At 57.6% G+C, this 13220-nt stretch carries 14 protein-coding genes; 5 read left to right on the top strand and 9 right to left on the bottom strand.

The features are described from left to right. Positions 1-13: 13 nt before the first annotated feature. Both gluQRS and dksA read right to left on the bottom strand, forming a co-directional pair. On the bottom strand, positions 14-904 hold the full coding sequence (gene gluQRS, locus M8006_RS13310; RefSeq protein WP_250083009.1) for a tRNA glutamyl-Q(34) synthetase GluQRS: 891 nt from the start codon (positions 902-904) through the stop codon (positions 14-16). A 112-nt stretch (positions 905-1016) separates the two neighbouring features. Next, complete coding sequence (gene dksA, locus M8006_RS13305) at positions 1017-1448, bottom strand: RNA polymerase-binding protein DksA (protein ID WP_250083007.1); 432 nt, start codon at positions 1446-1448, stop codon at positions 1017-1019. 196 nt (positions 1449-1644) lie between these two features. Between dksA and M8006_RS13300 the strand changes: the two genes are divergently transcribed. Together M8006_RS13300 and sfsA are read left to right on the top strand one after the other, a co-directional pair. Continuing rightward, the gene (locus M8006_RS13300; protein WP_250083005.1) at positions 1645-2805 is read left to right on the top strand and encodes a pyridoxal phosphate-dependent aminotransferase; all 1161 of its coding nucleotides are present in this window, start codon (positions 1645-1647) and stop codon (positions 2803-2805) included. Next, positions 2802-3533, top strand: coding sequence for a DNA/RNA nuclease SfsA (gene sfsA / locus M8006_RS13295; RefSeq protein WP_250083002.1), 732 nt, complete (start codon positions 2802-2804; stop codon positions 3531-3533). Before M8006_RS13300 ends, sfsA begins: the two co-directional genes overlap by 4 nt. On the opposite strand, the gene M8006_RS13290 is transcribed toward sfsA, so the two are convergent. From M8006_RS13290 to M8006_RS13265, 6 genes are all read right to left on the bottom strand, one after another. Then, on the bottom strand, positions 3530-3982 hold the full coding sequence (locus tag M8006_RS13290) for a DUF4426 domain-containing protein (RefSeq protein ID WP_250083000.1): 453 nt from the start codon (positions 3980-3982) through the stop codon (positions 3530-3532). The two genes, sfsA and M8006_RS13290, sit on opposite strands and share 4 nt — an antisense overlap. Before the next feature lie 17 nt (positions 3983-3999). Continuing rightward, positions 4000-4599: a methionine biosynthesis protein MetW gene (gene metW / locus M8006_RS13285; RefSeq protein WP_250083062.1), complete on the bottom strand. Its 600-nt coding sequence runs from the start codon at positions 4597-4599 to the stop codon at positions 4000-4002. Then, the gene (gene metX, locus M8006_RS13280) at positions 4599-5813 is read right to left on the bottom strand and encodes a homoserine O-succinyltransferase MetX (protein WP_250082998.1); all 1215 of its coding nucleotides are present in this window, start codon (positions 5811-5813) and stop codon (positions 4599-4601) included. The genes metW and metX overlap by 1 nt, the downstream gene beginning before the upstream one ends. Positions 5814-5873: 60 nt before the next feature. After that, positions 5874-6467: a YggT family protein gene (locus M8006_RS13275; protein ID WP_250082996.1), complete on the bottom strand. Its 594-nt coding sequence runs from the start codon at positions 6465-6467 to the stop codon at positions 5874-5876. A gap of 64 nt (positions 6468-6531) precedes the next feature. Then, complete coding sequence (gene proC, locus M8006_RS13270) at positions 6532-7359, bottom strand: pyrroline-5-carboxylate reductase (RefSeq protein ID WP_250082995.1); 828 nt, start codon at positions 7357-7359, stop codon at positions 6532-6534. Positions 7360-7399: 40 nt separating this feature from the next. Beyond that, a complete protein-coding gene (locus M8006_RS13265) occupies positions 7400-8104 on the bottom strand; it encodes a YggS family pyridoxal phosphate-dependent enzyme (RefSeq protein ID WP_250082993.1) in 705 nt (234 codons plus the stop codon). 33 nt (positions 8105-8137) lie between these two features. Here M8006_RS13265 and M8006_RS13260 point away from each other — a divergent pair, with 33 nt between their 5' ends. Together M8006_RS13260 and M8006_RS13255 are read left to right on the top strand one after the other, a co-directional pair. Next, a complete protein-coding gene (locus M8006_RS13260; RefSeq protein ID WP_250082991.1) occupies positions 8138-9172 on the top strand; it encodes a type IV pilus twitching motility protein PilT in 1035 nt (344 codons plus the stop codon). A 29-nt stretch (positions 9173-9201) separates the two neighbouring features. Further along, positions 9202-10353 (top strand): PilT/PilU family type 4a pilus ATPase, encoded by a 1152-nt coding sequence (locus M8006_RS13255; RefSeq protein WP_250082989.1) that lies wholly within the window; start codon positions 9202-9204, stop codon positions 10351-10353. A gap of 19 nt (positions 10354-10372) precedes the next feature. Here M8006_RS13255 and M8006_RS13250 read toward each other — a convergent pair whose 3' ends face one another. Continuing rightward, positions 10373-11497 (bottom strand): anhydro-N-acetylmuramic acid kinase, encoded by a 1125-nt coding sequence (locus M8006_RS13250; protein ID WP_250082987.1) that lies wholly within the window; start codon positions 11495-11497, stop codon positions 10373-10375. 144 nt (positions 11498-11641) lie between these two features. On the opposite strand from M8006_RS13250, the gene tyrS reads away from it, so the two are divergent. Next, positions 11642-12841: a tyrosine--tRNA ligase gene (tyrS, locus tag M8006_RS13245; protein WP_250082986.1), complete on the top strand. Its 1200-nt coding sequence runs from the start codon at positions 11642-11644 to the stop codon at positions 12839-12841. The last annotated feature ends 379 nt before the right edge of the window (positions 12842-13220 follow it).

Raw genomic sequence — 13220 nt, 5'->3', positions numbered from 1 at the left:
CTCCTTGAATGCGCTAGAGCGCAGAGCGGTGCGCGGTAGCGGCCATACGAGATACTGACCAGTGCTCGATACCCCAGGCGAGCTGTTCGGCCGGGGGCGCCTTGGCAAGCTCAAGTGGGGGCGCTTGATCTAGCGCCTGCAATGCCCAAAATAGCTGGCGCCGGATCGTTGCAGCATCGTCAGCAAGCGGTGGCGCAAAGTTCTGCTTAGAGAGCTTTTGGCCTTCGGGTGTGACGATCAGCGGCAGGTGCAGGTAGCGAGGTTCAGGGTAGCCCAGCGCGCGCTGGAGCTGGCGCTGCCAAGGGGTGTTATCAAGCAGGTCAATGCCGCGCACGACGTCGGTGATGCCTTGCGCGGCGTCATCCACCACCACGGCAAGTTGGTACGCCCAGAGCCGGTCTTTACGTTTGAGCACCACATCACCCAATTCTGCAGGGTCGAAGGTTTGCGGCCCGAATAGGCGGTCTTCCCAGCGAATAGGGCGCTCGCCGAGATCGCTGCGCAGCCGCCAAGCCGCTGGTTTCTCTGGCTCAGAAACACCGTTGCGGCACCAGCCAGGGTAGATAGGATACTCGCGCCATTGTTTGCGCGAGCAGCTGCACGGGTAGGCCAGCCCCGCTGCTTTGAGCTGTTCCAGCGCCTCTTCATAGGCATCGTCACGGGTGTGCTGCCAAGTAACGTCGCTGTCCCAGTGCAAGCCGAACGCTTCTAGCTGGCGCAAAATCGTCTCCGCCGTTCCCGCCGGGCAGCGTGGCGGGTCGATATCTTCGATCCGCACTAGCCAAGTGCCTTGGGATGCGCGGGCATCAAGAAAACTGCCCAGTGCCGCTACAAGCGACCCTAGGTGCAGCGGCCCAGAAGGTGTTGGGGCAAAGCGGCCACGATACGTTGGGAGTGAATGCATGACGCTATCGTATCAGGCTGTCGTCATAAGCCAATGTTAGAGCACACAAATAAAAGCCACACAAAAACGGGCACCTTTGGCGAGGCGCCCGTTAAACGTCGGCATAGAGGGTTTAACCGCCTAACTGTTTCTCTTTGAGCTCAGCCAGGGTTTTACAGTCGACGCATAGCGTTGCCGTCGGGCGTGCTTCCAGACGGCGTATGCCGATCTCGACGCCGCAAGCTTCGCAGAAGCCATAATCGTCTTCGTCGATTTTCTCTAGCGTTTCGTTGATTTTTTTCAGCAACTTGCGCTCACGGTCGCGGGTGCGCAGTTCCAGGCTGAACCCCTCTTCCTGGGTGGCGCGGTCGGCCGGGTCGGCGTAATTGTTGGCGTCTTCTTGCAGGTGGCGAACGGTGCGATCCACCTCTTCCATGAGATCCTGCTTCCATTCCAGCAGGAGCTGACGGAAGTGTTCCAGCTGCTGCTCGTTCATGTACTCTTCACCCGGTGCCGCTTCGTACGGGGTGATGGACGCTTCCGGTTTCTTTTCCGCTACTGGCATAAGACTGCCCCTTACGTAAATGACTGCTGATCGACCATTACCGGCGAGGTAATGATCTTCCGCCAAAGGGATGCTTGTTTAGCTGAAAAATGGCGCCGTTGCAAGCATAATGACGCTTCTTATACGATAGTTACCCCACATATGGTCGGCACGTTAGCAAAAAGAGCGCGGCACGGCGATGAAATAAGGATCGAATATGGCGTGGAATTCGCGAGTCGCGCGGGTGGCCCCGTTTCGGGTGATGCACCTGCTTGAAATGGCCCAAGCACGGGAAGCGGCCGGGCATGATGTGATTCATCTGGAAGTGGGCGAGCCCGACTTTCCGACGCCTGAGCCGGTGATTGCCGCCGGGCAGGCAGCGCTATCGCAAGGACTGACGCGCTATACACCGGCGGCGGGGCTGCCGGCGCTTCGCGAGGCGATTGCACGCCACTACCGCGAGCACTTTGGCGCCAGCGTCGACCCGGCGCGCATTATCGTTACCCCCGGAGCCTCCGGCGCGTTGTTGCTGGCTAGCCAACTTCTGGTAGAAGCGGGCGATCGTGTACTGATGGCCGACCCTAATTACCCGTGTAATCGCCACTTTATGGCGCTGGCCGGGGCCGAGGTAGACGCGGTCTCGGTCGGGCGTGATAGCGGCTGGCAGCTTAACAGGGCGCTTGTCGCCGAGCATTGGCAGCCTAATACGCGCTTGGCGATGCTTGCTTCGCCCTCTAACCCCACCGGGCATACGCTCAACGCCTCCGCGCTCGCTGGCGTGCAGATGGCGGTCGCCGAGCGCGATGGCACACTTCTGGTCGATGAAATTTATCAGGGCCTCAACTACGACGAGGCGCCGCTCTCCGCGCTCTCACTCACCGATGATGCCTTTGTGGTGAATAGTTTTTCCAAATATTTCGGTATGACCGGTTGGCGCTTGGGCTGGCTGGTCGCGCCAGAGGCGGCGATCGAGCCGCTAACACGCTTGGCGCAGAACGTCTTTCTCGCCGCGCCGACGCCCTCGCAGCACGCTGCGCTGGCCGCGTTTACGCCAGAAAGCCGCGATATTTTCGAAGCGCGTCGGCAAACGCTGAAAAACCGCCGCGATGTGCTGCTCGACGGGCTTGCACGTTTGGGTTTGGCGCCCGACCTGCCGCCGCAAGGCGCGTTTTATCTGTGGCTGGATATTTCCCGCTACAGCCGCGATAGCCAAGCGTTCTGCGAGCGGCTGCTAGAAGAGGAAAACGTCGCCATTACGCCGGGTATCGATTTTGCCGTCCGCGATGGTGAGCACCATGTGCGCATTGCGTTTACCAATGACGTCGCAAGACTTGAAGAAGCGGTTGCGCGCATTGCCCGTTTTGTGAGCCGGCTGTGACGCTGTGTTACCCCGCGCTGGTGCCGGGGGTTTTGCTCAAGCGCTATAAGCGTTTTCTTGCGGATGTGCGCCTCGACGATGGTCGTGAGGTCGTCGCTCATTGCCCCAATACGGGCTCAATGAAAGCGGTTAATGTGCCGGGCTGCCGGGTGTGGTTGTCACCCAGCGATAACCCCAAGCGCAAGCTTTTGTGGACGTGGGAGCTGATCGAGTTGCCGCAGTCCGATGGCACTCAGGCGTTGGCCTCGGTGCACACCGGGCGCACCAACCGTATCGTTGAGGCCGCGCTTAGCGACGGGACCGTTGCAGCGCTGGCAGGCTACGCCACGCTCAAGCGTGAAGTAAAAGTCGATGAGGCGCGGCTTGATTTTCTGCTCTCAGATCCGGTGCAGGGAAACGTCTATATCGAGGTGAAACAGGTCACGCTGAAAGAAGCCGACGGCCATGGCTATTTTCCCGATGCGGTGAGCGTGCGTGGTACCAAGCATCTGCAAACGCTTGCCCGGCTAGCACAGAGCGGCGAGCGTGCAGTGTTGCTTTTTTGTGTTGCCCACGAGGGCATTGAGGATGTCGCGCCCGCGGCGCATATTGATCCAGCCTATGCTGCGGCGCTGGAAGAAGCGCAGCGTCACGGCGTTGAAGTGCTCGCCTATGGCGTGGCATTTGAGCGAGAGGGGCAAGCGCCCACAGCGATTAGACTTTCGCGGGCGTTGCCGGTGTGGGGTTAACGTTCGATATAAAAACGCTGGGTAAAGTTGACCGGTTCGGGATCGGCGTTACGGTCGTATTTAACGTCGAGCTCAAAGCGCATCGATTCGTCGTCGCGCAGGGTGAAGGTGGCGAGATGATAGATGGCGTCGTCTTCATGTACGGTGCGAAAGTTCATCGACTCGCGATTCCCGGCGAGGCCCCCGACGCTGCCCTGCACGCTGGCATTAACGGGGCGGGTGCTGCCGTCTTCCTGCGCTTCGCGTACGCTCACGTTGACGAGCCCTAGGCCAGCGCTGCGCTGCAGGTTGTATGCTTGAGCGGTCTCTGGCGTTAAAAAGCGGGTGCTCACGGCGCTGTAGTGAATTTGATAGTCGCCCACCTGGGTATATTGCTCGGCGTGGGCATTCAGCGCGGTAAGGCTTAAGCCGACGAACGCAAGGCCAGTAAGTAAAGCGCGTTTTAGCATAACGTTTTCTCTCCCATTTAAGTTTCTCGGCGCCGAACGCGAAAGATGGCGATTTCGCCAAATAAGTTGGGCCACAGGCGCGACGTCCAGTGACCGCGATGATCGCCGACGCCGACGGCACGATCCACAATTATCAGACCTTTATCGCGGCACAGATGTTCAAAATCGTTAAAAGTCGATAGGTGAATGTTGGGTGTATCAAACCAGGCATGCGGCAGTGATTTGGACACCGGCATGTAGCCGCGCAGCCCCAAGTGAACACGGTGGCGCCAGTAGGCGAAATTGGGGAAGGTGATAATGCCCTCTTCGGCGACGCGCAGCATTTCATCGAGCATTTTGTCCGGGCGGCGCAGTGCCTGCAGCGCTTGGGTCATGATCACCTGATCGTAGCCGTTATCGCTAAAGCTGCTTAAGCCGTCGTCAAGATTGTGCTCGATGACGTTGACCCCGCGCTCGACGCAGCCCGTGATGCCGTTCGGGTCGATTTCTAACCCATAGCCGTTGACATTTTTGTGCTTAGCCAGCGCTTCGAGTAGTACGCCATCGCCGCAAGCAAGGTCAAGAATACGAGCGCCTTGCGGCACCCAGTCGTAAATGATGTCTAGGTCGGCGCGCATCACAATGTCACCTCCTTGCTGGCATGCGTGTCCAGGTTCAATTCGCGCGCGGCGCGCTGCATAAAGGCGCTGAACATGGCGTGATAGCGCTCATCCGGCAGCAAGAAGGCATCGTGGCCGAAGGGGGAGTCGATATTGGCAAAGCTCACGGGCTTGCCCGCATGAATCAGGGCGTCTACAAGCTCGCGAGAGCGCGAGGGCGGAAAGCGCCAATCACTGGTAAAGCTCATGACCAAAAATGGGCACTGCGCTGGCGCTAGCGCGCGAGAAAGGTCGCCGCCGTAGATCGCCGCTGGGTCGAAGTAGTCGAGTGCCTTGGTCATTAACAAGTAGGTGTTGGCGTCAAACGTGGTGGAGAAGGTGTCGCCCTGGTGGCGCAAATAGGATTCCACCTGAAACTCGACGTCGAAACCGAAGTTTAAGTCGTTGCTGCGTAAATCACGGCCAAACTTGCTGCCCATCGCGTCTTCAGAAAGATAGGTAATATGGCCCACCATGCGCGCCAGCTTAAGCCCGCGCTTGGGCACGGTGTCGTGCTCACCGTACCACCCGGCATGAAAGTCGGGGTCGGAGCGAATCGCTTGGCGCGCCACTTCGTTAAAGGCAATGTTCTGCGCCGATAGGCGTGGTGTGGCGGCAATGACCACCGCGTTGGCGATGCGTTCGGGGTAAGCCAGACTCCACTGCAACACTTGCATACCGCCGAGGCTTCCACCTACTGCGGCGGCCCAGCGTTCAATGCCAAGATAATCTGCCAGCCGTACTTGGCTTTCGACCCAATCGCTGACGGTTATCATGGGGAAATCCGGCCCCCATTGGCGGCCGGTTTCCGGGTTGTGGCTCAGCGGCCCGGTGCTGCCGTGACAGCCGCCCAGGTTGTTGAGCGACACCACAAAAAAGTGATTGGTATCGATGGATTTACCCGGCCCAATATGGGCGTCCCACCAGCCCGGTTTGCGGTCATCACGGCGATGGTAGCCCGCCGCGTGGTGATGCCCTGAAAGCGCATGGCAAATCAGCACCGCATTACTGCGCTCGGCGTTAAGCGTGCCGTAGGTCTCATAAACCACATCGTACTCGGGCAACACTTTGCCACACGCCAGGGAAAGCGGCGTATCAAAATGCGCGGTTTCCGGGGTAATAACGCCCACAGAATCCGCTGGGAGAGTGCTCGCCGAGTGAGTGTCCGCCGCCTCAGTGTGTGAATCAGGCATGAACTGCATAAACCCCGCTTGCAAGAACGATCTTCAATGGCGTAAGCCCTGGGCGAAACATTAAAGCCCAATCAGCGCACCAGAAATACCGGCCGCTCGCACAAGCGCGCCGACGACTAACCCGTCAATTAGGTTGATAGCGATAAATACCACGATAGGGGAAAGATCGATCATACCCAGCGGCGGGATCACCTTGCGCACCGGCGACATGATCGGCTCGACGATCTGCATTACCAGCAGCGCCCCAGGGTGGCTGGCATTGGGGGCAACCCAGCTCAGGATGATCATCACGATCAGGGCGAAAAAATAGATTTTTAAAATCGCATTGGCCAGTGCCGCCACCCCGCCAATTAACAGGCCAACGATGGGCGGGATCCCCACGCCGATCACCATAAAGATCGCCACCATGCTCACCACTTTCAGCACAAAACCAGCGGCTAAGGTGGCGAGGTCAAAGCGCCCGGCGACCGGGCCGAGAAAGCCCTGAAAAAGCCCTACCACCGGCTGGGTGATTTTTACCACCGTTTGGCTTAGCGGGTTGTAATAATCTGCTTGTGAGGCCTGCAGCAAAAAGCGCAGCATCAAAATAAACAGGTAAATGTTGATCAATGAGTTGACCAGCATCAGGCCCGCGCTGCCCAGTGAGTTGCCCATTATGTTCTCTCCGTCGTCACGTGATGGTCCGTGATAGTGCGTATGATATACGTCGCGTGGATGATTAAGATTTGCCGCTTAGCTCTTTGGCCATTTCTTGGGCGCGTTTGGCGCAGGCTTGCATCGCCTCCTCCATGCTGGTGCGCAGGTTGGCCTCTTCCAGGTGGGCAATGGCCCGCTCGGTGGTGCCGCCCGGTGACATCACGTTTTGTTTTAGCGTCGCCGGGTCTTTGTCGCTCTGTTTGGCCATGGTAGCGGCGCCGAGGGCGGTTTGTATCGCCAAACGCCGCGCCGTTGCCGCAGGTAGGCCCAGCTTAACGCCCGCTTCTTCCATGGCTTCAAACATTAAAAAAAAGTAGGCCGGGGCGCTACCGGAAACCGCGGTCACCGCATCGAGTAACGCCTCATCCTCTACCCACTCAACAATGCCGACTGCTTTCATTAATTCGGTGGCCACGTCGCGCTGTTCAGCGCTGACACGAGCGTTAGCAAAGAGGCCGCTGGCGCCGTAGCCCACCAGTGAGGGCGTATTGGGCATGCAGCGCACCAATGCATTGCCGCTGCCAAGCCAGCTATCGATGGTGTCGGCATCAAGGCCTGCGGCGATCGAGATAATCAGCGGCTTCTGACGCTGAACGCTGTCGCGCATCGCCTCACACACCTCGCGCATGATTTGTGGCTTCACCGCCAACACCACAACATCGGCCTGACTAACGGCGGCGTTGTTATCGGTATCGGTATGAATGCCCAGGCGCTCGCGCACGGGGGCTAGCATCGCGTCGTCGGGCGAGGTGGCGGTGATGCTCGAAGGGGAAAAGCCGCTGTCGATGAGGCCGCCAATGATGGCGCTTGCCATGTTGCCGGCGCCGATGAAGGTAATGTGATTCGCCATGGGATGTCCTTGTAACGTAAGTAGTGAATGAGACGGGGTGCTAGCGCGGATTACGCGCGCCGAAAATCGCCGTGCCTAAGCGCACGAGTGTTGCGCCTTCCAAAATAGCGGCTTCTAGGTCATCGCTCATGCCCATGGAAAGCGTGTCCAGCGGCGCCTCAGGTAGCGCTTGCTTAAGCGTTTCTTGCGCTTTACGCAGTGCCGCAAGCGGCTTGCGCTGTGCGTCTAACGTCTCGGCAGGGGCGGGAATCGCCATCAGCCCGCGTAAACGCAAACGCGGCAATTCGGCCACTGCGGCGGCAAGCTCATCGAGCGCTTCCGGCATCACACCGGCCTTACTTTCTTCACGGCTGATATTGATTTGTAGGCAGATATTGAGCGGGCCTAATGTTTCAGGGCGCTGCTCGCTTAGGCGCTTAGCAATTTTGAGCCGATCGACGCTATGTACCCAATCAAAGTGCTCGGCCACCGCGCGGGTTTTATTGGATTGCAACGGGCCAATAAAATGCCACACGATCCCGTCGAGATCAGCCAGTTCCGTTTGCTTATCCAGCGCTTCTTGAAGGTAGTTTTCGCCAAATTCGCGTTGGCCAAGTTGCCAAGCCTGGCGGATCATCAAGGCGGGCTTGGTCTTGCTCACCGCGAGGAGACAAGCGTCATCGTGAGGCCGGCCGGCGGCGTCTAGCGCGCGCGTTAAACGTTCACGTGCGCTGGCGAGTGACGCATCAAGCGCAATCTCTGTCATACTCAAGCACCTTACCGCAGCTGGGGAAGTGAGATGGATATTACCGAACTGCTGGCATTCTCGGCAAAGCAGAATGCCTCTGACCTGCATTTATCCGCAGGATTGCCGCCCATGATACGCGTTGACGGCGATATTCGCCGACTCAATGTGCCAGCGATGGAAAACAACGACGTACGTAAATTGATCTACGATATCATGGGGGACCGCCAGCGGCGTGACTACGAAGAGCACTTGGAAGTGGATTTTTCCTTTGAAGTGCCTGGCGTAGCACGTTTCAGGGTGAATGCCTTCAACCAAGCTCGTGGCGCGGGGGCGGTATTTCGCACCATTCCCAATGAAGTGCTGTCGATGGAGGCGCTGGGGCTTGGTGAGGTATTTGAGCGTTTCTCCATGCTGCCGCGCGGCTTGGTACTGGTAACCGGCCCCACCGGCTCGGGTAAATCGACAACGCTCGCGGCGATGATTGACTACGTCAATAACCACCGCTACGAGCACATTCTCACCATTGAAGACCCGGTAGAGTTTGTTCACACCAGTAAGCGCTGCTTGATTAACCAGCGTGAAGTACACCGCGACACCCACAGTTTCGCCGATGCCTTACGCAGTGCCTTGCGTGAAGACCCGGATGTCATTCTGGTTGGGGAGTTGCGCGATTTGGAAACCATTCGCTTAGCGCTGACGGCGGCGGAAACGGGCCATCTGGTGTTTGGCACGCTGCATACCACCTCGGCGGCCAAAACCATTGATCGGATCATTGACGTGTTTCCCGGCGAAGAAAAATCCATGGTGCGCTCAATGCTTTCTGAATCGCTGCAAGCGGTAGTGTCGCAGTCGTTGCTCAAGCGCCAGAGCGGGGGGCGCGTGGCTGCCCACGAAATCTTAATTGCCACCTCAGCCGTGCGTAATTTGATTCGCGAAGATAAGGTGGCGCAAATTTACTCGGCCATTCAAACCGGCGGTGGCCTTGGCATGCAGACACTTGATGCCTCGCTGACGCAGCTGGTGAAAGAGGGAAAAGTCAGTCGTGAAGAGGCACAGGCACGCGCCAAGGGTGAGCTGTCGATTTGACGGTCGATGGCAGAGACAAGGAGAAAAGCATGAGTGAAACCGTCACACCGACCCAATGGTTGCACCAACTTCTCGGCATTATGGTCGAGCAGCAGGCCTCCGACTTGCTCATTTCGGTGGGGGCGCCGCCGAGCTTTAAGATGCCCGATGGCTTAACCCCGTTGGGGAAACAGCCGCTCAGCGAATATCAGGTAAAAGAGCTGGTTACGCATACCGTGCCGGAAGGCTTACGTCAGCGTTTTCAGGAAGATCGGGAGGCTAACTTTGCGTTGAGCTTCGGGGATAAAGGCCGTTTTCGCGTCAGTGCGTTTCAGCAGCGCAACCAGATGGCGATGGTGATTCGGCGTATTTCGCTGGAAATCCCGGCGCTGGAAAGCCTCGGCGTGCCTTCTGCGTTGGGCGAGTTGGCGCGGGCGAAACGCGGGCTGGTGCTGGTGGTCGGCGGTACCGGTACGGGTAAATCCACCACGCTGGCGGCAATGATCCAGCAGCGTAACGAGAGCGTTGGTGGGCATATCATTAGTGTCGAAGACCCGATTGAGTACATTCACCCGCATAAGCGCGCCATCGTGAATCAGCGCGAAGTGGGGATCGATACCGAATCATTTGAGGTGGCGTTAAAGAACACGCTGCGCCAGGCGCCGGATGTGATCCTGATCGGTGAGATTCGCACGCGCGAAACCATGGAACACGCGCTGACGTTTGCCGAAACCGGGCATCTTTGTTTGGCAACGTTGCACGCTAACAATGCTAACCAGGCGTTAGATCGCATTATCAATTTCTTCCCGCATGAGCGCCACGAGCAGATCTGGATGGATCTGTCGCTCAATCTTCGCGCCATTGTGGCGCAGCAGTTGCTGCCCAATAAGAGCGGCGGACGCTGCCCGGCTATTGAAATCATGCTGCAGTCGCCGCGCATCGCGGACCTGATCAGCAAAGGCAAGGTGGGAGAGATTAAAGTGGCCATGACGAAATCCCGTGACGGCGGCATGCAGACGTTCGATCAGGCGCTATTTGATCTATACCAAGCGGGGGATATCACCGAAGAGGTGGCGCTCGCGCACGCCGATTCGGCTAACGATTTGCGCATGATGCTCAAATACGGCGGGGCTGACGCTGACATGTCGCTTGATGAGCAAGTGCCTAGCGGCTTAGCGCTGCGCGACGAAGATGACTTTTAGCCGCTTGCCATAACGTTGCTCACGGGGCGTAAACACCGCCGAGTACCCGTGGCCCGGCGGCGCCGGTAACGCTGGGTAAATTGCTTGGCAAGTTGTGCAAACGCCGGTACGCCAGCCAAGCAAATGCCCCCGCTTCGATCCAGTCGGCAGGCCAGCCCCAGGCGTCCGGCGTACTGAGCGTTGCCTTCGGCAGATAGAGCGCAATCCGCTGGCATAAGTCACCGTTGTGGGCTCCGCCGCCAGCAGTAACCAGCGTGAAAGGCGTCTCACCAATTAATTGCGTAATGCCTTGGGCAACGCTTGCGGCGGTAAGCTCCGCGAGTGTTGCTTGCACGTCTTGTGCTTTCTCTTCGCCGATTAAATGACGCGCCAACCAGGGTAGATGAAATAGCTCGCGGCCGGTGCTGCGTGGCGGTGGTTGGTGAAAAAACGGCTCGCTCAAAAGCCGCTCAAGCAGCGCGTGATCGATTATTCCACTGGCGGCCCAGCGGCCATCGCGGTCGAATGTGCCGTTGTGGTGATGTTGGTACCATGCGTCCAAGAGTACGTTCGCCGGGCCGGTATCAAACCCCAGTGGTGCTGCGGTGCCCGGTGGTAACCATGTGATGTTGGCAAAACCGCCCAGATTTAATACCACATGATCTTGGTTATTCGCCTGAAAAAGCGCTTGGTGAAACGCCGGTGCTAACGGCGCCGCCTGGCCGCCGGCGGCTAAGTCGCGGCGGCGAAAATCGGCGACCACATAACAGCCCGTTAGCTCGGCAAGCCGGCTCGGGTTGTCGAGCTGTAGCGTATAGGCAGGGCCGCCGTTGTGGCCGTTGGGGGCATGCTCAATCGTTTGGCCGTGGCTGCCAATGGCGCGAATATCACCGGGCGCGAGCGCCTGTTGGCGCAGTAGGGTGTTCACGGCCTCGGCCTGCAGTTGGCAGAAAGCCTCTTCGGCAGTGGCAAGCTGGACAAAGCTCGCTTGTTCGGCGTGACACAGCGTCAGCAGTGCTTTTCGTAAGAGGGGCGGCATCGCGACGGCATGGGTCGCGATAAGACGCGGTGCGGTATTGGGCGAGAGCTCAACCAGCGCCGCATCAATGCCGTCGAGACTGGTGCCGGACATTAAGCCGAGATAGCGTTCAGGCGCGTTTTGCATAGGGCTTTCTCTTGAAGCTAGCGCAGGATTGGGTGGTTTCACGCGTGCAAAGGCTCAACCAAACGTAGCGAGCATGATAACATCATGCGCTATTTATCACCCCTAACGCCCCCGCTGGGCGGATTGAGCCAATGGAGAAAAGCAATGAGCGAGGTGGATCAGGCGCTAGCGCTGCTGTCACGCGGCACACATGAAATCTTGGTGGAAGACGAGTTGAAGCAAAAACTCGCCTCTGGCCGCAAGCTGCGCATTAAAGCAGGATTTGACCCTACCGCGCCGGATCTTCACTTAGGCCATAGTGTTCTGTTGACCAAAATGCGCCAGTTTCAGGATCTAGGCCACACGGTCGTTTTTTTGATCGGTGACTTTACCGGCCGCATTGGCGACCCGACGGGTAAAAACGTGACCCGCAAGCCGCTCACCGAAGCAGAAGTCAAAGCCAACGCCGAAACCTATAAAGCGCAGGTGTTTAAAATCCTCGATGCGGAAAGAACCGAGGTGCGCTTTAACTCTGAATGGTTTAGCGAGCTTTCTGCTGCCAAAATGATTGAGCTTGCCGCCCAAAGCACAGTCGCACGTATGCTTGAGCGGGATGATTTTGAAAAGCGCTACAGAGCCAATCAGCCCATTGCGATTCACGAATTTCTCTACCCACTTGTTCAAGGTTACGACTCCGTCGCGTTAGACGCTGATATCGAACTAGGCGGCACTGATCAGAAATTTAACCTGCTAATGGGGCGCGAAATTCAAAAACACTTCGGTCATGAGCCGCAGGTGGTCATCACGATGCCGCTTTTAGAAGGCTTGGATGGCGTGCAGAAGATGTCCAAGTCGCTGGGTAACTATGTTGGGGTCGACGACACGCCAGGTTCGATGTTTAACAAACTGGTGTCCATGCCCGATAGCTTAATGTGGCGTTACTTCGAGCTGTTATCGCTGAAATCCAACGAAGAGATCGAGGCGCTGAAGGGTGACGTTGAACAAGGCGCGAATCCACGTGATATCAAAATGGTGCTGGCGCGTGAGCTAATTGGTCGTTATCACGATGAAGAAGCAGCGGCGAATGCGCATAAGTCAGCGGGTAATCAGCTCGCCGATGGCGAGCTGCCCGAAGACCTGCCCGAAGTCGAGGTCGACTTTGATGGTGGTAAGCAGGCACCGATAGCCGCTGTGCTAAACCGTTCAGGGCTGACCAAGAACAGTGCCCAAGCCAAAGACATGCTGAAAAACGGCAGCGTTAAAGTCGATGGCGACGTCGTTGCTCAGGATACGATGCTGGCCACAGGCAAGGCGTATGTCATTCAAGCAGGGAAGAAGCGCTACGCCCGTGTGACGCTTATTTGAATTTTATGCCACAACCCCTTGCCAACCCGTCATTGAACCCGTATAGTACGCATCCGCTGCCGGGGACGCACAGCGTTACCAGCGGTGATTGAGGTGTAAAAACCTTGGTTTGTCAGGAGGTTAGGGGGTTGATTGATTTGTTAGTTTGTATCAATCGCTCGACTATTGCCTTCACGCGTTTATCGCCATTTTAGCGGAAAGCGAGTTGACAAACACCACGGAATGCGTAGAATACGCCTTCCTCGCTGAGGTAAGCCATTCAGGTTATCGAATGACTTCCTTCAACGACATGCTCTTTAATAATGTGATCAGGTAATTCATGTGGGCGCTTGCCGATGAGGGTGATAAATCACCGATTATCAAGGCAAGCGACTCGACC

This window comes from Halomonas llamarensis (assembly GCF_023555005.1).
Classification (GTDB): Bacteria; Pseudomonadota; Gammaproteobacteria; order Pseudomonadales; family Halomonadaceae; genus Vreelandella; species Vreelandella llamarensis.
This window is presented reverse-complemented; position numbering and strand designations above follow the sequence as displayed.